The following is a 19874-nucleotide window of genomic DNA, read 5'->3' as shown; positions in this document are numbered from 1 at the left end:
TTTGTCAGGCTGACCGCTCATGGCTGATGTTTTACCCAAGGCCCGGTACAATCCGGGCCTTGTTGTTTTCATGACTTAACGCAGGATCACTATGCCGGCTTCATTCGTTCATCTACGCCTGCACACTGAATATTCCCTGGTCGACGGCCTGGTGCGGATCAAGCCATTGGTCAAGACCCTGGTCGGCATGAACATGCCTGCCGTGGCCGTTACCGATCAGAACAACATGTGTTCGCTGGTCAAGTTCTACAAGAACGCCATGGGCGCCGGGATCAAGCCGATCTGCGGTGCCGACCTGTGGCTGGCGAACAAGGACCCGGATGCGCCGCTGAGCCGTATCAGCCTGCTGGTGATGAACGCCGTCGGCTACCGCAACCTCACCGAGCTGATTTCCCGCGGCTTTATCGAGGGCCAGCGCAATGGCTCGATCATCATCGAGCGCGAGTGGGTGGCCGAGGCGAGCGAAGGCCTGATCATGCTGTCGGCGGCCAAGGAAGGTGAGATCGGCCTGGCCCTGCTCAGCGACAACACCGAGGAAGCCGAGCAACTGGCTCGCGACTGGATGACGGTGTTCCCGGACCGCTTCTATATCGAGGTGCAACGCACCAACCGTCCGAATGACGAAGAGCACCTGCACGCCGCCGTGGCCCTGGCCGACAAGCTGGGCACGCCGCTGGTGGCGACCAACGACGTGCGGTTCATCAAGCAGGAAGATTTCGAAGCCCACGAAACCCGTGTCTGCATCGGTGAGGGGCGGGCCCTTGATGATCCTCGTCGGTCAAAGAACTACAGCGACCAGCAGTACCTCAAGAGCGCCGAGGAGATGGCGGAGCTGTTCAGCGACCTGCCCGAAGCGCTGGAAAACACCGTCGAGATTGCCAAGCGCTGCAACATCGAAGTGAAGCTGGGCAAACACTTCCTGCCCAACTTCCCGATTCCCGATGGCATGACCATCGATGAGTATTTTCGCAAGGTGTCGTTCGACGGCCTGGACGAGCGCCTAAAGGTCCTGCTGCCCAAGGACACCACCGAAGATTACGAAGCCAAGCGCCAGGTCTATGTCGACCGGCTGAATTTCGAGCTGGATATCATCATCCAGATGGGCTTCCCCGGTTACTTCCTGATCGTGATGGATTTTATCCAGTGGGCCAAGAGCAACGGCGTGCCCGTCGGCCCAGGGCGGGGGTCGGGTGCCGGGTCGCTGGTGGCCTATGTGCAGAAGATCACCGACCTCGACCCGCTGGAATATGACCTGCTGTTCGAACGTTTCCTCAACCCGGAACGGGTCTCCATGCCCGACTTCGACGTCGACTTCTGCATGGACGGTCGCGACCGGGTGATCGATTACGTCGCCGAGAAGTACGGCCGCAACGCGGTAAGCCAGATCATCACCTTCGGTTCCATGGCCGCCAAGGCGGTGGTGCGTGACGTGGCGCGGGTGCAGGGCAAGTCCTACGGCCTGGCGGATCGCCTGTCGAAGATGATTCCCTTCGAAGTCGGCATGACCCTGGAAAAAGCCTACGAGCAGGAAGAGATCCTGCGCGATTTCATCAAGGTCGATGAGGAAGCGGCGGAAATCTGGGAAATGGCGCGCAAGCTCGAAGGCGTGGTGCGTAACGTCGGCAAGCACGCCGGTGGCGTGGTGATCGCGCCGACCAAACTGACTGACTTTTCGCCGATCTATTGCGACGAAGAGGGCGACGGCCTGGTGACCCAGTTCGACAAGGATGACGTCGAGGCGGCCGGCCTGGTGAAGTTCGACTTCCTCGGCCTGCGGACCCTGACGATCATCGATTGGGCGCTCAAGACCATCAACCGCGACCGGGCCAAGGTCGGCGAAGAGCCGCTGGACATCGCGTTTATTCCGCTGGACGACAAGCCGACCTACAGCCTGTTGCAAAAAGCCGAAACCACCGCGGTGTTCCAGCTTGAATCGCGCGGCATGAAGGAGCTGATCAAGAAGCTCAAGCCCGACTGCCTCGAAGACCTGATCGCACTGGTGGCCCTGTTCCGTCCGGGCCCTCTGCAATCGGGCATGGTCGATGACTTCATCAACCGCAAGCACGGGCGCGCCGAGCTGGCGTACCCGCACCCCGACTACCAGTACGACGGCCTCAAGCCGGTACTGGCGCCGACCTACGGCATCATCCTGTATCAGGAACAGGTGATGCAGATTGCCCAGGTCATGGCCGGTTATACCCTCGGCGGCGCGGACATGCTGCGTCGAGCCATGGGTAAGAAAAAGCCCGAGGAGATGGCCAAGCAACGCGGTGGTTTCATCGAAGGTTGTGCGAACAACGGCATCGATGCGGACCTGGCGGGCAACATCTTCGACCTGGTGGAAAAGTTCGCCGGCTACGGCTTCAACAAATCCCACTCCGCCGCCTATGGCCTGGTTTCGTATCAGACCGCGTGGCTGAAGGCGCACTACCCGGCGCCTTTCATGGCCGCGGTACTCTCGGCGGACATGCACAACACCGACAAGGTCGTGACCTTGATCGAAGAAGTGCGGACCATGAAGCTGCGCCTCGACGCGCCGGATGTGAACGCTTCGGAGTTCAAATTCACGGTCAACGACGAAGGCCGCATCATCTACGGTCTTGGCGCGATCAAGGGCGTGGGCGAGGGTCCGGTGGAGGCGATCACCGAAGCGCGCCAGGACGGGCCGTTCAAGGACCTGTTCGATTTTTGCGCGCGGGTCGACCTCAAGCGCATCAACAAGCGCACCCTCGACGGGCTGATCCGCAGTGGCGCGCTGGACCGCTTGGGCCCGTACTTCCAGGATGAGCCCAAGGCCTACCAGGCCAACATCGACCGCAACCGCGCGGTGTTGCTGGCGGCGATGGAGGAGGCGATCAAGGCTGCTGAACAGACCGCCCGTACCCACGACAGCGGCCACGCCGACCTGTTTGGCGGGCTGTTTGTCGAGGAAGACGCCGATGTGTATGCCAACCATCGCAAGGCCAAGGAGCTGACCCTCAAGGAGCGCCTCAAAGGTGAAAAAGACACCTTGGGCCTGTACCTGACCGGCCACCCGATCGACGAATACGAGGGCGAAATCCGCCGCTTCGCTCGCCAGCGCATCATCGACCTCAAGCCCGCTCGCGATACGCAAACCGTCGCCGGCATGATCATCGCCCTGCGGGTAATGAAGAACAAAAAGGGCGACAAGATGGGCTTCATCACCCTCGACGACCGCTCCGGGCGTATCGAAGCGTCGTTGTTTGCCGATGCGTTCCATTCGGCGCAGTCGCTGTTGCAGACCGATGCAATGGTTGTGGTGGAAGGCGAGGTCAGCAACGACGACTTCTCCGGTGGCCTGCGGCTGCGGGTCAAGCGGGTGATGAGCATGGAGGATGCCCGTACCAACCTGGCCGAGAGCCTGCGCCTGAAGTTGCAGACCCAGGACCTCAAGGGCGATCAGCTACGCTGGTTGGGCGAGTTGTTCAAGCGCCACCGTGGTGCGTGCCCGATCACCATGGAGTACGTGCGCCCCGATGCCAAGGCCGTGCTGCAGTTCGGCGAGGGCTGGCGGATCGACCCGGCGGATGCGTTGATTCAAGCCTTGCGTGACCAGTTCGGCAAAGACAACGTCTTCCTCCAATACCGTTGACGGCCAGGGGCCACTCCTGAACCTGGAGCGACCCTGACCTCGACTCGAATTTTTAATCTCGACCTGAACGCGCCTCTCCCTTAAGGTAGGCGCGAATAGACAACCGGCCGGCCCAAGCTCACTTGGACGTCGACCCAAGACGGACGCCTATGAACCCGAATTTTCTAGATTTCGAACAGCCGATCGCCGACCTTCAAGCCAAGATCGAAGAGTTGCGCTTGGTCGGTAACGACAATTCGCTGAATATCGGCGATGAAATCTCTCGGCTGCAGGACAAAAGCCGCACGCTGACCGAAGACATCTTCGGCAAGCTGACCAGCTGGCAGATCGCGCGTCTGGCGCGGCATCCGCGTCGTCCCTACACCTTGGACTACATTGAACACATCTTTACCGAGTTCGATGAGCTTCACGGCGACCGTCACTTCTCCGATGACGCCGCGATCGTCGGCGGTGTCGCTCGTCTGGATGACCAGCCGGTGATGATCATCGGCCACCAGAAAGGCCGCGAAGTGCGCGAGAAAGTACGCCGCAACTTCGGCATGCCGCGTCCGGAAGGCTACCGCAAGGCCTGCCGCCTTATGGAAATGGCCGAGCGCTTCAAGATGCCGATCCTGACGTTCATCGACACGCCGGGCGCCTACCCGGGTATCGACGCCGAAGAGCGCAACCAGAGCGAGGCGATTGCCTGGAACCTGCGCGTGATGGCTCGCCTGAAGACCCCGATCATCGCTACCGTGATCGGCGAAGGCGGTTCCGGCGGGGCGTTGGCCATCGGCGTTTGCGACCAGTTGAACATGCTGCAATATTCCACTTACGCGGTGATTTCGCCGGAAGGCTGCGCCTCGATCCTGTGGAAAACCGCCGAGAAGGCGCCGGACGCCGCAGAAGCCATGGGCATCACCGCCGAACGCCTGAAGGGCCTGGGTATCGTCGACAAGGTAATCAGCGAGCCAGTGGGCGGTGCCCATCGCGACCCGGCCGCGGCCGCAGCGCTGATTCGCGCGGAGCTGAGCTCCCAGCTGTCGATGCTCAAGAACTTCGATAACGACGCGCTGCTGGCGCGTCGCTACGAGCGGTTGATGAGCTACGGTCTCTGACTCAAGCGCTGTACCCTGTGTGGGAGCGAGCTTGCTCGCGATGGCGGTTTAACATTCAACAGATGAGTTGACTGATATACCGCCATCGCGAGCAAGCTCGCTCCCACAAATGTTTGTGCCCAGGCTGACTCCTATGAACTCCAGCGCGGATCTGCCAACCCGGCTCCTCACCCAACTATCCCCCTGGCGCAACGCCGCCACCTGGCGCATCGCTTTCTCCGGTGGCCTCGATTCCACTGTCCTGTTGCATCTGCTCGCGACCCTTTCGAAAAACCATTCGTTGCCTGCGCTGAGCGCCATCCACGTCCATCATGGCCTCCAGGCTGTGGCCGATGCCTGGCCTGAACATTGTCATCGGGTTTGCGCAGCCCTTGGCGTGGCTCTGGAGGTGGTCAGTGTGCAAGTCCGCCCCGGCGCCAGCATCGAACAAGCCGCCCGTGACGCGCGGTATGCGGCGTTCATTGCCGCGACGCAGGGCAACGAAGTGTTGCTCACGGGGCAGCATCGTGATGATCAGGCAGAAACCCTGATGTTTCGTTTGCTGCGCGGGGCAGGGGCGAGGGGCTTGGCGGCGATGCCCCGGCAGCGTCCCTTGGGCCAGGGGCACTTGTTGCGGCCATTGCTCGACGTGTCCCGGGCAGAGTTGGAAAACTACGCGGCGGAGCAAGGCCTGGACTGGATCGAGGATCCCTCCAACAACGATCTCCGGTACGCGCGCAATTATCTGCGCCAGCGGGTCTTCCCGGTGTTGTCCGCGCAGTGGCCCCAAGCGTCGTTGACCCTGGCCCGCAGCGCCGCGCATTTGAGCGAGGCCCAGGGCTTGCTGGACGAGCTGGCGCAGCTCGATCTGCACCGCGCCCGCATCCCGGACGCATTCGACTGGCTCGGGCTGCAGTCGCTTGAACTGCCGCCGTTGCGGGCCTTGTCGCCCGCCCGACAGCGCAATGCGCTGAGTCATTGGCTGGCGCCGCTGACGACCCTTCCCGACAGCGATCATTGGGTCGGCTGGGACTCACTGCGTGACGCGCAAGAGGACGCCCGCCCGATCTGGCGACTGGCCGGCGGCGAATTGCACCGGGCCGGCGCAAGAGTCTGGTGGTTATCCGACCACTGGCTGCGCCCGGTCTCGGGCTCCGTAGCCTGGGCGCGGGTTGATCAGCCCTTGTCATTGCCCGATAACGGCAGGGTGATCCTGCGCGGCAAGGGCCCCGTCGGCCCACTCTGTATTCGTTATCGCCAAGGCGGCGAAGTGCTTGACGTTCCCGGCCGTGGTCACCGTGATCTCAAGCGCCTGCTCAATGAAAGCGGCCTGCCGGCGTTCGTCCGCGGTCGATTGCCGCTGCTTTATCAAGGTGAACAATTATTGGCGGTGGCCAATCTGGCCGGGCTCGACGCGCAGGCCGATGGCAGTTGGCAATTGATCTGGACGCCAGGAAGCCAAGATCTGGGTTTGAGCTGAAAGGGGCTTTCCGGTAGACTACGCTCCCTTCTTGATACAACTTCTGTGGATTCGCCTGAATTGCAGGAGTTGCCGATTACCAAGCAGTCTTTGCTGGGCGATTCCAAAAAATGTGTAGCGAGCAACGTACCGGTGATTTCACCTCCGGTCTGTCCCGACGCGGCGGTTTTTTTGAAAGGTGCACTGTGATTAATGCAGGTGATCGGGGGCTTCGGCCTTCCTTCGCTCTCCCCGGCGGCTCGGACCGCTTTAACGCAGACTTCTAGGGTTTTTCATGACGCGCTACATATTCGTCACGGGCGGTGTTGTTTCTTCATTGGGGAAAGGCATTGCCTCGGCTTCATTGGCGGCCATCCTGGAGGCGCGGGGACTTAAGGTCACCATGCTCAAGCTGGACCCGTACATCAACGTCGACCCGGGCACCATGAGCCCGTTCCAGCACGGTGAAGTGTTCGTCACCCACGACGGCGCCGAGACCGACCTGGACCTGGGCCACTACGAGCGGTTCATCCGCACGACCATGACCCAGAACAACAACTTCACCACCGGCCGTGTCTACGAGCACGTGTTGCGCAAGGAGCGTCGGGGTGACTACCTGGGCGCGACCATCCAGGTCATTCCGCACATCACCGACGAAATCAAGCGCCGCATCATCAAGGGTGCCGGCGACGCCGACGTGGCGATGGTCGAGATCGGCGGTACCGTGGGCGACATCGAATCCCAGCCGTTCCTTGAGGCCATCCGCCAGCTGCGTTTCGAAATCGGCGCCAAGCGCGCGATGCTGATGCACCTGACACTGGTTCCGTACATCGCTACCGCCGGTGAAACCAAGACCAAGCCGACCCAGCACTCGGTCAAGGAGCTGCGCTCCATCGGCCTGCAGCCGGACGTGCTGATCTGCCGCTCCGACCACCCGATCGATATTTCCTCGCGCCGCAAGATCGCCCAGTTCACCAACGTTGAAGAGCGTGCGGTGATCGGCCTGGAAGACGCCGACACCATCTACAAGATCCCCGGCATCCTGCATTCCCAGGGCCTGGATGACTTCGTCGTCGAGCGCTTCGGCCTGCAATGCGCCAGCGCCGACCTGTCCGAATGGGACGCGGTCGTCGATGCCAAGCTGAACCCGGAGCACGAAGTCACCATCGCCATGGTCGGCAAGTACATGGAGCTGCTGGACGCTTACAAGTCGCTGATCGAGGCGATGAGCCATGCCGGCATCAGCAACCGCACCAAGGTCAACCTGCGCTACATCGATTCCGAAGATATCGAGAACCAGGGCACCGGCCTGCTTGAAGGCGCCGATGCGATCCTCGTGCCGGGCGGCTTTGGCCTGCGGGGCGTGGAAGGCAAGATCACCGCGGTGCAATACGCTCGCGAGAACAAGGTGCCTTACCTGGGTATCTGCCTGGGCATGCAAGTGGCCGTCATCGAGTTCGCGCGTAATGTGATGGGCTGGAAGGACGCCAACTCCACCGAATTCGATCGCGCCAGCGGCCACCCGGTCGTGGGCCTGATCACCGAGTGGGAAGACGCCACCGGCTCGGTCGAAGTGCGTACCGAAACTTCCGATCTGGGCGGTACCATGCGCCTCGGTGCCCAGGAATGCCTGCTTGAAGCTGGCTCCAAGGTGCACGATTGCTACGCCAAGGACGTGATCGTCGAGCGTCACCGCCACCGCTATGAAGTCAACAACAACCTGCTGCCACAACTGATCGAAGCCGGCCTGAAAATCTCCGGCCGCTCCGGTGACGGTGCGTTGGTTGAAGTGGTCGAGGCCGCGGATCACCCGTGGTTCGTCGCTTGCCAGTTCCACCCGGAGTTCACCTCGACACCGCGTGACGGTCATCCGTTGTTCAGCGGTTTCGTCAAAGCCGCTTTGGCTCAACACCAGAAGAAGGCATAAGACCATGGCCCAGAAGATCATCCGCGTCGGCGACATCGAGATTGCCAACGACAAACCCATGGTGCTGTTCGGCGGCATGAACGTGCTTGAAAGCCGCGACATGGCAATGCAGGTCTGTGAGGAATACGTCAAGGTCACCCAGAAACTGGGCATCCCTTACGTGTTCAAGGCCAGCTTCGACAAGGCCAACCGTTCATCCGTGACTTCCTACCGTGGCCCGGGCCTGGAAGAGGGCATGCGGATCTTCCAGGACATCAAGCAAGCGTTCGGCGTGCCGATCATCACCGACGTGCACGAGCCTGACCAGGCCGCGGTTGTCGCCGAGGTCTGTGACATCATCCAGCTGCCGGCCTTCCTGTCGCGCCAGACCGATCTGGTGGTCGCGATGGCCAAGACCGGCGCGGTGATCAACATCAAGAAAGCCCAGTTCCTCGCGCCCCAGGAAATGAAACACATCCTGAGCAAGTGCGAAGAGGCCGGCAACGATCAACTGATCCTCTGCGAGCGCGGTTCGAGCTTCGGCTACAACAACCTGGTGGTAGACATGCTCGGCTTCGGCATCATGAAGCAGTTCGAGTACCCGGTATTCTTCGACGTCACTCATGCGCTGCAGATGCCCGGTGGTCGGTCCGATTCCGCCGGCGGTCGTCGCGCCCAGGTAACCGACCTGGCCAAGGCCGGCATGAGCCAGTCCTTGGCGGGCCTGTTCCTAGAAGCCCACCCTGATCCGGACAACGCCAAGTGCGATGGCCCTTGTGCCCTGCGCTTGAACAAGCTGGAACCTTTCCTGTCTCAGCTCAAGGCGCTGGACGAGCTGGTCAAGGGTTTTCCGACGATAGAAACCGCGTAACACGGCTTTCTCCGGTAAAGTACCGCTCGATAAACGCTCTGGCCTGCGGGCCGGGCGTTATCGTCGGCGAGCCTGCCCGCTGCTCTGTACCCGCCGACGGTAAAAGATTTCCTCTCGCTGCGTCGTTTTCGTCAACTTTGGAGTGTTCACAACAATGGCAAAAATCGTCGACATCAAAGGTCGTGAAGTTCTCGACTCCCGTGGCAACCCCACTGTCGAAGCGGACGTGCTTCTCGACAACGGCATCATCGGCAGCGCCTGCGCGCCGTCCGGTGCTTCCACTGGCTCGCGCGAAGCGCTGGAGCTGCGTGATGGCGACAAGAGCCGTTACCTGGGCAAGGGCGTGCTGAAAGCCGTCGCCAACATCAACGGTCCGATCCGCGACCTGTTGCTGGGCAAGGACCCTGCCGACCAGAAAGCCCTCGACCAGGCCATGATCAAACTCGACGGTACCGAAAACAAAGCGACCCTGGGCGCCAACGCGATCCTCGCCGTTTCCCTGGCCGCCGCCAAGGCTGCCGCCCAGGACCAGGACCTGCCGCTGTACGCGCACATCGCCAACCTGAACGGTACCCCGGGCGTCTACTCGATGCCGGTGCCGATGATGAACATCATCAACGGCGGCGAGCATGCCGATAACAACGTCGACATCCAGGAGTTCATGGTCCAGCCGGTTGGCGCCAAGTCCTTCTCCGAAGGCCTGCGTATGGGCACCGAGATTTTCCATCACCTCAAGGCTGTGCTGAAGGCCCGTGGCCTGAGCACCGCGGTTGGCGACGAGGGCGGCTTCGCGCCGAACCTGGCGTCCAACGAAGACGCGCTGAAAGTGATCTCCGAAGCCGTGGCCAACGCTGGCTACAAGCTGGGCACCGACGTGACCCTGGCCCTGGACTGCGCGGCCAGTGAGTTCTTCGAAGACGGTAAATACAACCTGTCCGGCGAAGGCCAGGTGTTCACCGCCGAAGGTTTTGCCGACTACCTCAAGGGCCTGACCGAGCGCTACCCGATCATCTCCATCGAAGATGGCCTGGACGAGTCCGACTGGGCTGGCTGGAAAATTCTCACCGACAAGATCGGCGAGAAAACCCAGCTGGTGGGTGACGACCTGTTCGTGACCAACACCAAGATCCTGAAAGAGGGCATCGACAAGAAGATCGCCAACTCGATCCTGATCAAGTTCAACCAGATCGGTACCCTGACCGAAACCCTGGAAGCCATCCAGATGGCCAAGGCTGCCGGCTACACCGCGGTCATCTCCCACCGTTCCGGTGAAACCGAAGATTCGACCATTGCCGACCTGGCCGTGGGTACTGCTGCAGGCCAGATCAAGACCGGTTCCCTGTGCCGTTCCGACCGCGTTTCCAAGTACAACCAACTGCTGCGTATCGAAGAGCAGTTGAACGGCAAGGCCAAGTACAACGGCCGTGCCGAGTTTCGCGGCTAAGCGGTAAATGGTAAAAAGACAGCGGATTGTGTCGCAAAGGTCGCCAAGGCGACGGTTTTGCCTCTAATCTGATGCCTTATCAAGCACAAGCCTGGATTTTCCAGGCTTCGTGCTATCAGACCTTCAAGTTTGGCATGGCGGTCTTTTTTCACTGGATACTGATATTCGATGCGCAGTCCCAATTGGTTGTTTCTTGTCTTGCTTCTCTTGCTGGCCGGCTTGCAGTACCGCCTGTGGGTGGGTAATGGCAGCCTGGCGCAAGTGGCCGACCTGACTCAGCAAATTGCCGACCAGCACGCTGAAAACGAGGCGCTGCTGGAGCGTAACCGGGTAATGGACGCCGAAGTGACAGAGCTGAAAAAAGGCATGGAGACCGTTGAAGAGCGGGCTCGACATGAGCTGGGCATGGTCAAGGAGGGCGAAACCCTCTACCAGTTGGCCCAATGAGTATTCGTTTGCCGGCCTTCTGGGCCGTGATTCCTGCCGCGGGCGTTGGTGCCCGCATGGCCGCGGACCGTCCCAAGCAATATCTGCAGCTGGGCGGACGTACCATTCTCGAACACAGCCTTGGCTGTTTTCTCGACCACCCAACCGTCAAGGGCGTGGTCGTCAGCGTTGCACAGGATGATCCTTACTGGCCGACACTGGCCTGCGCCAGCAATCCTCGAATCCAGCGTGTGGACGGCGGTGAGCAGCGTTCCGATTCGGTGCTCAATGCCTTGTTGCACCTTCATGAACACGGCGCCGACGATTTCGATTGGGTGCTGGTGCATGACGCCGCGCGGCCCAATCTGGCGCGGGGCGATCTCGACACATTGCTCCATGAGCTGGCGAACGATCCGGTCGGAGGACTGTTGGCAGTGCCCGCCCGCGATACGCTCAAGCGCGTCGACAAGCATGGCCGTGTGTTGGAAACGATCGATCGCAGCGTGATCTGGCAAGCCTACACGCCACAGATGTTCCGCCTCGGCGCCTTGCATCGGGCCCTGGCCGACAGCCTGGTGGCGGATGCACTGATCACCGACGAAGCTTCGGCCATGGAATGGGCGGGGCAGGCGCCTCGGTTGATCGAAGGGCGATCGGACAACGTCAAGGTCACCCGGCCGGAAGACCTGGAGTGGTTGCGCCAGCGTTGGGCGAATCGGCATTGAGCGCTGGAGGCGTCTTCCTGACCGTCTTCGCGAGCAGGCTCGCTCCCACATTGGATCGTCAGTCGCCATGAATGTTGGGTACAACCAGAAACCTCTGTGGGAGCGAGCCTGCTCGCGATAGCAGTTGCTCAGGCAACACAAAAACCACGGTCACCCCCGATACTCCGGCCGCTCAGCCAACCCCTCCTTCAAGTAATCCACCAACTTGCGCACCTTGGGCGACAGATGCCGCTGCTGCGGGTACAGCGCCCAAACCGCCGTATTCGGCGGCTGATGAGCCTCCAGCAAAGAGATCAGCGCACCGCTGTGCAGATGTTCAAGCACGTAATAATCCGGCAATTGGCACAAACCCACCCCTTGCAGCGCCGCATCAAGCACCGCTTGCCCACTGTTACAACGCCAGTTTCCCTGCACCCGTTGAGAAAATTCCCGCCCGTTCTGCTCCAGTTGCCAAATGTCGGAGCTGCCGATGAGGCAGTTGTGACGGCTCAGTTCCGACACGCTGTGGGGCCGACCGTAGCGTTCCAGATAGGACGGTGAAGCGCAGAGGTACATGCGCCGCGGCGCCAGGCGTGTCGCGACCAGGCGCGAGTCCTGCAGGCGGCCGAGGCGAATCGCCAGATCAAGGCTTTCGTGAACCAGGTCCAGTGGGCGATTGCTCAGTTCGATGTCTACTCGCAGTTGCGGGTACAGCCCCATGAACCGCGTCACCAGTGGCACGATAAAACGCTCGCCGTAGGCCACGGCGCAGGTCATTCGCAGCATGCCCTTGGGTTCGCTGGTGAGATCACCCACCGCCCGCAGCGCTTCCTCGCGTCCGTCCTGCAGGCGTTGGCAATGCTGCAGAAAAGTCTGACCAGCCTCGGTGAGGGTCACACGCCGGGTACTGCGATAGAGCAATCGTGTCTGCAGACGCTCTTCCAGCCGTACGATTTGTCGACTGATGTGAGAAGACGAAACCCCAAGGCGCTCGGCCGCCGCGGTGAACTGGCTGCATTCGGCCACGGCGACGAACTCGTCGATGCCTTCCCAGCGATTGTCAGACATGGAAGATTGTCCCTATACAGCAATAATGTTTTGCTTTTGGTTGGATTATTCATCGTTCGGCGAAGGATTACACTCCCGGTCTTGTTTTTATTTGCCGGAGAATCCGAATGATCAAGTCGCGCGCCGCCGTTGCCTTCGAGGCCAAGAAACCCCTGGAAATCGTTGAAGTCGACGTCGCCATGCCGAAAGCCGGCGAGGTGCTGTTGCGCGTGGTGGCTTCGGGCGTTTGCCATACCGACGCCTACACGTTGTCGGGCGCCGACCCGGAGGGGATCTTCCCGTCGATACTCGGTCATGAAGGCGGCGCGATCGTCGAGGCCATTGGCGAAGGCGTGACTTCGGTGGCGGTGGGTGACCATGTGATTCCGCTGTACACACCGGAGTGCGGCCAGTGCAAATTCTGCAAGTCGGGCAAGACCAACCTGTGTCAGGCGATTCGCGCCACCCAGGGCAAAGGCCTGATGCCGGACGGCACTTCGCGCTTTTCCTACAAGGGCGAGACAATTTTCCACTACATGGGCACTTCGACGTTCTCTGAATACACCGTGCTGCCGGAAATCTCCGTAGCGAAGATTCCAAAAGAAGCGCCGCTGGAAAAAGTCTGCCTGCTGGGCTGCGGCGTCACCACCGGCATTGGCGCGGTGCTCAATACCGCCAAGGTCAAGCCAGGGGACACCGTGGCAATCTTCGGCCTGGGCGGCATCGGCCTGTCGGCAGTGATCGGCGCGGTGAAAGCCAAGGCCTCGCGCATCATCGCCATCGACATCAACCCGGCCAAGTTCGAGATCGCCAGGCAGCTCGGCGCGACCGATTGCGTCAACCCGAAAGACTTTGATCGCCCGATCCAGGAAGTCATCGTCGACATGACCGATGGCGGCGTGGACTTCTCCTTTGAATGCATCGGCAATGTCCAGTTGATGCGCGCCGCGCTGGAATGCTGCCACAAGGGCTGGGGCGAGTCGGTGATCATCGGCGTGGCCGGGGCCGGCCAGGAAATTGCCACCCGTCCATTCCAGCTGGTGACCGGCCGCGTCTGGCGCGGTTCGGCCTTTGGCGGCGTGCGTGGTCGCAGCGAGTTGCCAAGCTATGTGGAAATGGCCGAAAAGGGCGAGATCCCGCTGGATACTTTCATCACCCACACCATGGGCCTGGAAGATATCAACAAGGCATTCGACCTGATGCACGAAGGCAAGAGCATCCGTACCGTTATTCATTTCTGAGGTCGGTCATGAGCCTGGAAAACATCTCCTGCCAGAAAAGCTTCGGCGGCTGGCACAAACGTTACCGCCACCGTTCCGAAGTGCTCGGTTGTGACATGGTCTTTGCCGTCTACCTGCCGCCGCAAGCCGAGCAGGGCGGCAAGCTGCCGGTGCTGTACTGGTTGTCCGGACTGACCTGCACCGATGAAAACTTCATGCACAAGGCCGGTGCCCAGCGCATGGCCGCCGAGTTGGGGCTGATCATCGTCGCGCCGGACACCAGCCCCCGCGGCGCCGACGTGCCGGGCGATCCGGACGGCGCCTGGGATTTCGGCCTGGGCGCGGGTTTTTATGTGAACGCCACGCAGGATCCTTGGGCGCGGCACTATCGGATGCATGATTATGTGGTGCAGGAATTGCCGACCTTGGTCGAAGCACATTTCCCTGCCTCGGATAAACGCGGCATCAGCGGTCATTCCATGGGCGGCCATGGCGCGCTGGTCTGCGCCTTGCGCAACCCTGGGCGTTACCGTTCGGTGTCGGCTTTTTCACCAATCAACAACCCGATGGATTGCCCGTGGGGGCAGAAGGCTTTTTCCCGTTACCTGGGGGAAGACCGCTCGAAATGGCGTGAGTGGGATGCCTGTGCATTGATTGCCGAGGCGCAGGAAAAGCTGCCACTGCTGGTGGATCAGGGTGACCGCGATGATTTCCTGGCCAATCAGCTCAAGCCCGAAGCTTTGCAGCAGGCGGCCAAAGTGGCCGGTCATCCGCTGGAGTTGCGCCTGCAACCAGGCTACGACCACAGCTATTTCTTCATCGCCAGCTTTATTGATGATCACTTGCAGCATCATGCGCGCGCTCTGAACGCCTAATGCAGGTAGAATCACGCCCTGACAAAAATCGGGGCGTTTTTTTATGCGTATTGGCCACGGCTACGATGTTCACCGTTTCGCTGAAGGCGACTTCATTACTCTGGGCGGCGTGCGTATCGCACACGGCTTCGGGCTGCTTGCGCATTCTGACGGTGACGTGTTGCTGCACGCCTTGAGCGACGCTCTGCTCGGCGCGGCTGCCCTGGGCGACATCGGCAAGCATTTCCCGGACACCGACCCGCAATTCAAGGGCGCCGACAGCCGCGTGCTGCTGCGCCACGTGGTCGCGTTGATCCACGCCAAGGGCTGGGTAGTCGCCAATGTCGACAACACCATTATTGCCCAGGCCCCCAAGATGGCGCCGCACATCGAAGCGATGCGCCAGCGGATTGCCGAGGATCTCCAGGTTGAGCTGGACCAGGTGAACGTCAAGGCCACCACGACCGAGAAGCTTGGTTTCGTTGGTCGCGAAGAAGGCATCGCCGTCCATTCCGTCGCCTTGTTGCAGCGCCCATGACCGAACTGGAACTCTTGGGCCCGCGGGCCTACGGTGAGACATTGGGCCGTGCGGTACTGAAGGCTACCGCCGAGGATTTCCAGGTCGACGAAGTGCTTGATATCCCGTTGTCCGGTGATGGCGAGCATCTGTGGATCTGGGTGGAAAAACGCGGCTTGAATACCGAGGAGGCTGCCCGGCGAATCGCCAAGGCCGCCGGCGTTCCTTTGCGCACGGTCAGCTACGCCGGGCTCAAGGATCGTCAGGCCCTGACCCGGCAATGGTTCAGCGTGCAATTGCCCGGCAAGGCCGACCCAGACCTGTCGACGGCAGAAAACGATACGCTGAAGATCCTCAAGACCGCACGCCACAGACGCAAGCTGCAGCGCGGCGCGCACTCGGCCAATGGCTTTACCTTGCGCCTGACCCAGTTCTCGGGCGACAAAGAGGCCATCGAGACACGTCTGCAACACATCGCCCTTCAAGGCATTCCGAATTATTTTGGTGCCCAGCGCTTTGGCCATGACGGCGGCAACGTCGTCGATGCCCGTGCCTGGGCGGCGCGCAAGGCTTTGCCGGAGCAGCGCAACGTGCGTTCTCGGCTGTTGTCCACCGCGCGCAGCTTTCTGTTCAACCGGGTGCTGGCGGCGCGAGTCGCCGACGGTACCTGGCGGCAAGCCCAGGTGGGCGACTTGCTCGCCTTTACCGACAGCCGCAGTTTTTTCCCAGCCGGTAAGGCTGAGTGCAGCGATCCGCGCCTGGCCATTCTCGATCTGCACCCGACCGGGCCGCAGTGGGGCGAAGGACCTTCGCCCGCCGCCGGGGCAACCTTCGAATTGGAGCAAGCCATCGCCGCGGACGAGGCCGATCTGCGGGACTGGTTGATAAACGCGGGAATGAGTCACGAACGTCGCATCCTGCGACTGCCCATTGGCGGGCTGTCGTGGCATTATCCCTCGCCTGACATTCTGCAATTGGAATTCGTCCTGCCGGCCGGATGTTTCGCCACTGTCTTGGTGCGCGAACTCGTCGATCTGGTGCCGGTGGGGCAGACGGACAGCCCATGCGTATTCTGATTTCTAACGACGACGGGGTGACAGCACCCGGTCTTGCCGCGCTTTATGCTGCGCTGGCGGATTTTGCCGAGTGCGTGGTCATCGCCCCGGACCAGGACAAAAGCGGCGCGAGCAGCTCGCTGACGCTCGACCGTCCGCTGCATCCCTGCTACCTGGACAACGGTTTCATCAGCCTCAACGGTACGCCGACCGATTGCGTGCACCTGGGCCTGAACGGCCTGCTGGAGCGCGAGCCCGACATGGTGGTTTCCGGGATAAACCTGGGGGCCAACCTGGGCGATGACGTACTGTATTCCGGAACGGTCGCCGCCGCCCTGGAAGGTCGTTTCCTCAACCATACGTCGTTCGCCTTTTCGTTTGTTTCACGGCAGGTCGACAATTTGCCCACTGCCGCCTACTTCGCCCGCAAACTGGTGCAGGCCCACGGCGAGCTGGACCTGCCGCCGCGTACGGTGCTGAACGTGAATATCCCGAATCTGCCGCTTGATCATATCCGTGGCATCCAGCTCACTCGCCTGGGTCACCGCGCCCGGGCTGCCAGGCCGATGCATGTCGTCGACCCGCGCGGCAAGGCCGGGTACTGGATCGCCGCCGCCGGCGATGCCGAAGACGGCGGGCCTGGCACCGACTTCCATGCAGTGATGCAGGGCTATGTCTCGATCACACCCTTGCAGCTCGATCGCACTTTCAACGATGCCTTTCGAAGTCTCGATGGCTGGCTGGAGGGGCTGCGCTGATGGGTCGTGAACAAGACGATATGCTGCGCCGCGGAATTGGCATGACCTCCCAGCGGACTAGGGAACGGTTGATCCAGCGGCTGTACGAAGAAGGCTTGTCCAACGCCCAGGTGCTCGAGGTGATTCGCCGTACGCCGCGTCATCTTTTCGTCGATGAAGCGTTGGCCCATCGCGCCTATGAAGACACGGCGTTGCCGATCGGCCACAACCAGACCATTTCCCAGCCCTACATGGTGGCTCGCATGAGCGAGTTGCTGCTGGAGGCGGGGCCGCTGGACAAGGTGCTGGAGATCGGCACGGGCTCGGGTTACCAGACCGCGGTATTGTCGCAGTTGGTGGAGCGGGTGTTTTCCGTGGAGCGAATCAAGGTCCTGCAGGATCGCGCCAAGGAGCGCCTGGTGGAGCTGAACCTGCGCAACGTGGTGTTTCGCTGGGGCGACGGTTGGGAAGGCTGGCCGGCGCTGGCGCCTTATAACGGCATCATCGTCACGGCCGTTGCCACCGATGTTCCCCAGGCTCTGCTGGACCAACTCGCTCCCGGCGGGCGACTGGTGATTCCGGTGGGTGCGGGCGAAGTCCAGCAACTGATGTTGATTGTGCGTGAAGAACACGGTTTTTCACGACACGTCCTCGGGGCGGTGCGTTTCGTGCCGTTGCTCAACGGGCCATTGGCCTGAGCATTTATAGACAGACGCTGAATTCCGGGGCACGACATGTGTCTTACGGCAGCAGCTGTTCGACAAGCGCTGGTTTGCCAAACAGCGTTCAACAGCGTCGAGCAAACGTGTGCGGCAGCTTTTCGCGCTTCCTTTATAGAAGCGTGGTGTCGGCTCGCCACGGGGCAATATTTCTGCCTGGACAGGCAGTGTGCAATTTTTTCAGCCACCACAAAGGGAGCGGCGGGTGAGTCTCACAGTCATTGCGCAGCGTATGGGTATCACGAGCTTCAAGCGCCTGGTGACTGGCCTTCTCTTGAGTACCTTGCTGGTCGGTTGTTCCAGTACTCCGTCGGGTAATGTCCGGGTGGTCGATCGCAACAATGCGACACCGCAGCGGCCTACAGTGACGACCGGTCAGTATGTAGTCCGTCGCGGCGATACGCTGTTTTCCATCGCGTTTCGCTACGGCTGGGACTATAAAGCCCTCGCGGCTCGCAACAACATTCCTGCGCCTTATACGATCCATCCGGGTCAGACAATTCGCTTTGACGGTCGCAGTGCCTCAACGCCTACCGCGGTCGTGACGCAGTCGGGTTCGACCCCGTCATCCTCGAGCAAAACCACGGTTATCCGTCGTCCGGCCGGTGCCGCAACGGCGACTGTACCGTCCGTCGCGAACAAGCCGGCACCCGCTCCGATGCCTCCGGCGGGCCCCGCCCCGACCGGCTGGGGATGGCCTTCTAATGGCGTTCTCATTGGAAAATTCTCTTCAAACGGTAGTTTGAATAAAGGAATTGATATCGCCGGGGATTTGGGACAGCCTGTTTTGGCAGCGTCTGATGGCACGGTCGTGTACGCCGGGAGTGGTTTAAGGGGCTACGGCGAACTCGTGATCATCAAACACAGCGATACCTACGTCAGTGCCTACGGTCACAACCGCAGGCTGTTGGTTCGGGAGGGGCAGCAGGTCAAGGTCGGACAGACAATTGCCGAAATGGGCTCAACGGGTACGGATCGAGTGAAACTGCATTTTGAGATTCGCCGACAAGGTAAACCTGTGGATCCGCTGCAATTCCTGCCACGTCGTTGATTTGCTTGTCAGCCTGTTCCGTCGCGTAGAGGGAACAGGCTCCAGCGTTGCCAAGGATAAGGGCGTCGCTTGAGCTTGAGGTCGAACTCACCAAAGGACTATAACAATGGCTCTCAGTAAAGAAGTGCCGGAGTTTGACATCGACGATGAGGTCCTCCTTATGGAGACCGGCATCGCTATGGATTCGATGTCGAATGATGAAGGGGCGACTCCACCTTCCGTTCGTGCCAAATCCAAACACTCCGCTTCACTTAAACAACATAAGTACATCGATTACACCCGGGCGCTGGACGCCACTCAGCTGTACCTCAACGAAATCGGCTTCTCACCATTGCTCTCCCCCGAGGAAGAAGTTCATTTTGCGCGCTTGTCGCAAAGTGGCGACCCGGCGGGTCGAAAACGCATGATTGAAAGCAACCTGCGCCTGGTGGTGAAAATCGCCCGACGCTACGTCAATCGTGGGCTTTCGCTGCTGGACCTGATCGAAGAGGGCAACCTGGGCCTGATTCGCGCCGTCGAGAAGTTCGACCCCGAGCGCGGCTTCCGTTTCTCGACCTATGCGACCTGGTGGATCCGCCAGACCATCGAACGGGCGATCATGAATCAGACCCGGACCATCCGGCTGCCGATCCACGTGGTCAAGGAGCTCAACGTCTACCTGCGAGCCGCCCGCGAGTTGACCCAGAAGCTCGATCACGAACCTTCACCCGAGGAAATCGCCAACCTGCTGGAAAAACCGGTGGGCGAGGTCAAGCGCATGCTCGGTCTCAACGAGCGGGTCTCATCGGTTGACGTTTCACTGGGGCCAGACTCGGACAAGACGCTGCTCGACACCCTTACCGACGATCGTCCGACCGATCCATGCGAGTTGCTCCAGGATGATGACTTGTCCCAAAGCATCGACCAATGGCTTTCGGAGCTCACGGACAAGCAACGGGAAGTGGTGATCCGCCGCTTCGGCTTGCGCGGTCATGAAAGCAGCACCCTTGAAGACGTGGGTCTGGAGATTGGTTTGACCCGTGAGCGGGTCAGGCAGATCCAGGTCGAAGGCCTCAAGCGCCTCCGGGAGATCCTGGAGAAGAACGGCCTGTCTAGCGAGTCGTTGTTCCAGTAAATCAGGCAAGCGCAGCAGAGAAAGCCCCGACTGAGTTCGGGGCTTTTGCTTTTGCCGCAGA

The 19874-nt window shown here is 60.8% G+C and carries 17 protein-coding genes; 16 read left to right on the top strand and 1 reads right to left on the bottom strand.

Annotation, left to right across the window (positions count from 1 at the left end; genetic code table 11):
- Positions 1-91 precede the first annotated feature (91 nt).
- From dnaE to ispD, 8 genes are all read left to right on the top strand, one after another.
- Positions 92-3613, top strand: coding sequence for a DNA polymerase III subunit alpha (gene dnaE, locus J3P86_RS20850; RefSeq protein ID WP_434698763.1), 3522 nt, complete (start codon positions 92-94; stop codon positions 3611-3613).
- 149 nt (positions 3614-3762) lie between these two features.
- Entirely contained in the window at positions 3763-4710 is a 948-nt protein-coding gene (locus tag J3P86_RS20845; protein WP_434572128.1) for an acetyl-CoA carboxylase carboxyltransferase subunit alpha, read from the top strand.
- A gap of 133 nt (positions 4711-4843) precedes the next feature.
- A complete protein-coding gene (gene tilS / locus J3P86_RS20840; RefSeq protein ID WP_434698762.1) occupies positions 4844-6169 on the top strand; it encodes a tRNA lysidine(34) synthetase TilS in 1326 nt (441 codons plus the stop codon).
- A 274-nt stretch (positions 6170-6443) separates the two neighbouring features.
- Entirely contained in the window at positions 6444-8075 is a 1632-nt protein-coding gene (locus J3P86_RS20835; RefSeq protein WP_434572132.1) for a CTP synthase, read from the top strand.
- Between the two features lie 4 nt (positions 8076-8079).
- Positions 8080-8925 carry a 3-deoxy-8-phosphooctulonate synthase gene (gene kdsA / locus J3P86_RS20830; RefSeq protein ID WP_041022908.1) on the top strand — a complete coding sequence of 282 codons (846 nt, stop codon included), beginning with the start codon at positions 8080-8082 and terminating at the stop codon, positions 8923-8925.
- A 154-nt stretch (positions 8926-9079) separates the two neighbouring features.
- Complete coding sequence (gene eno / locus J3P86_RS20825; protein WP_258631378.1) at positions 9080-10369, top strand: phosphopyruvate hydratase; 1290 nt, start codon at positions 9080-9082, stop codon at positions 10367-10369.
- A 168-nt stretch (positions 10370-10537) separates the two neighbouring features.
- Complete coding sequence (ftsB, locus tag J3P86_RS20820; RefSeq protein ID WP_003184873.1) at positions 10538-10816, top strand: cell division protein FtsB; 279 nt, start codon at positions 10538-10540, stop codon at positions 10814-10816.
- Complete coding sequence (ispD, locus tag J3P86_RS20815) at positions 10813-11520, top strand: 2-C-methyl-D-erythritol 4-phosphate cytidylyltransferase (RefSeq protein WP_434698761.1); 708 nt, start codon at positions 10813-10815, stop codon at positions 11518-11520. Before ftsB ends, ispD begins: the two co-directional genes overlap by 4 nt.
- Positions 11521-11670: 150 nt before the next feature.
- Here ispD and J3P86_RS20810 read toward each other — a convergent pair whose 3' ends face one another.
- Complete coding sequence (locus J3P86_RS20810) at positions 11671-12567, bottom strand: LysR substrate-binding domain-containing protein (protein ID WP_092330626.1); 897 nt, start codon at positions 12565-12567, stop codon at positions 11671-11673.
- A gap of 107 nt (positions 12568-12674) precedes the next feature.
- Between J3P86_RS20810 and J3P86_RS20805 the strand changes: the two genes are divergently transcribed.
- The 8 genes from J3P86_RS20805 (at position 12675) to rpoS (ending at position 19813) form a co-directional block, all read left to right on the top strand.
- Positions 12675-13787, top strand: coding sequence for an S-(hydroxymethyl)glutathione dehydrogenase/class III alcohol dehydrogenase (locus J3P86_RS20805; RefSeq protein ID WP_214915574.1), 1113 nt, complete (start codon positions 12675-12677; stop codon positions 13785-13787).
- 8 nt (positions 13788-13795) lie between these two features.
- On the top strand, positions 13796-14641 hold the full coding sequence (fghA, locus tag J3P86_RS20800; protein WP_434698760.1) for an S-formylglutathione hydrolase: 846 nt from the start codon (positions 13796-13798) through the stop codon (positions 14639-14641).
- A 43-nt stretch (positions 14642-14684) separates the two neighbouring features.
- A complete protein-coding gene (ispF, locus tag J3P86_RS20795; protein ID WP_305499111.1) occupies positions 14685-15158 on the top strand; it encodes a 2-C-methyl-D-erythritol 2,4-cyclodiphosphate synthase in 474 nt (157 codons plus the stop codon).
- Positions 15155-16213 carry a tRNA pseudouridine(13) synthase TruD gene (gene truD, locus J3P86_RS20790; RefSeq protein WP_434698759.1) on the top strand — a complete coding sequence of 353 codons (1059 nt, stop codon included), beginning with the start codon at positions 15155-15157 and terminating at the stop codon, positions 16211-16213. Before ispF ends, truD begins: the two co-directional genes overlap by 4 nt.
- The gene (surE, locus tag J3P86_RS20785; RefSeq protein WP_305499115.1) at positions 16201-16950 is read left to right on the top strand and encodes a 5'/3'-nucleotidase SurE; all 750 of its coding nucleotides are present in this window, start codon (positions 16201-16203) and stop codon (positions 16948-16950) included. Before truD ends, surE begins: the two co-directional genes overlap by 13 nt.
- A gap of 41 nt (positions 16951-16991) precedes the next feature.
- Positions 16992-17627 carry a protein-L-isoaspartate(D-aspartate) O-methyltransferase gene (locus J3P86_RS20780; protein WP_161796107.1) on the top strand — a complete coding sequence of 212 codons (636 nt, stop codon included), beginning with the start codon at positions 16992-16994 and terminating at the stop codon, positions 17625-17627.
- 226 nt (positions 17628-17853) lie between these two features.
- Positions 17854-18699, top strand: a complete 846-nt coding sequence (locus J3P86_RS20775) for a peptidoglycan DD-metalloendopeptidase family protein (protein ID WP_305499117.1) — start codon at positions 17854-17856, stop codon at positions 18697-18699.
- Between the two features lie 106 nt (positions 18700-18805).
- Positions 18806-19813, top strand: coding sequence for an RNA polymerase sigma factor RpoS (gene rpoS, locus J3P86_RS20770; RefSeq protein WP_003198289.1), 1008 nt, complete (start codon positions 18806-18808; stop codon positions 19811-19813).
- Positions 19814-19874: the final 61 nt, after the last annotated feature.

The organism is Pseudomonas sp. D1-1, assembly GCF_051132225.1.
GTDB lineage: Bacteria > Pseudomonadota > Gammaproteobacteria > Pseudomonadales > Pseudomonadaceae > Aquipseudomonas.
This window is presented reverse-complemented; position numbering and strand designations above follow the sequence as displayed.

Coding starts and splice junctions, on each gene's coding strand:
- dnaE (WP_434698763.1), top strand. CDS start 92: ATGCCGGCTTCATTCGTTCATCTACGCCTGCACACTGAATATTCCCTG.
- J3P86_RS20845 (WP_434572128.1), top strand. CDS start 3,763: ATGAACCCGAATTTTCTAGATTTCGAACAGCCGATCGCCGACCTTCAA.
- tilS (WP_434698762.1), top strand. CDS start 4,844: ATGAACTCCAGCGCGGATCTGCCAACCCGGCTCCTCACCCAACTATCC.
- J3P86_RS20835 (WP_434572132.1), top strand. CDS start 6,444: ATGACGCGCTACATATTCGTCACGGGCGGTGTTGTTTCTTCATTGGGG.
- kdsA (WP_041022908.1), top strand. CDS start 8,080: ATGGCCCAGAAGATCATCCGCGTCGGCGACATCGAGATTGCCAACGAC.
- eno (WP_258631378.1), top strand. CDS start 9,080: ATGGCAAAAATCGTCGACATCAAAGGTCGTGAAGTTCTCGACTCCCGT.
- ftsB (WP_003184873.1), top strand. CDS start 10,538: ATGCGCAGTCCCAATTGGTTGTTTCTTGTCTTGCTTCTCTTGCTGGCC.
- ispD (WP_434698761.1), top strand. CDS start 10,813: ATGAGTATTCGTTTGCCGGCCTTCTGGGCCGTGATTCCTGCCGCGGGC.
- J3P86_RS20810 (WP_092330626.1), bottom strand. CDS start 12,567: ATGTCTGACAATCGCTGGGAAGGCATCGACGAGTTCGTCGCCGTGGCC.
- J3P86_RS20805 (WP_214915574.1), top strand. CDS start 12,675: ATGATCAAGTCGCGCGCCGCCGTTGCCTTCGAGGCCAAGAAACCCCTG.
- fghA (WP_434698760.1), top strand. CDS start 13,796: ATGAGCCTGGAAAACATCTCCTGCCAGAAAAGCTTCGGCGGCTGGCAC.
- ispF (WP_305499111.1), top strand. CDS start 14,685: ATGCGTATTGGCCACGGCTACGATGTTCACCGTTTCGCTGAAGGCGAC.
- truD (WP_434698759.1), top strand. CDS start 15,155: ATGACCGAACTGGAACTCTTGGGCCCGCGGGCCTACGGTGAGACATTG.
- surE (WP_305499115.1), top strand. CDS start 16,201: ATGCGTATTCTGATTTCTAACGACGACGGGGTGACAGCACCCGGTCTT.
- J3P86_RS20780 (WP_161796107.1), top strand. CDS start 16,992: ATGACCTCCCAGCGGACTAGGGAACGGTTGATCCAGCGGCTGTACGAA.
- rpoS (WP_003198289.1), top strand. CDS start 18,806: ATGGCTCTCAGTAAAGAAGTGCCGGAGTTTGACATCGACGATGAGGTC.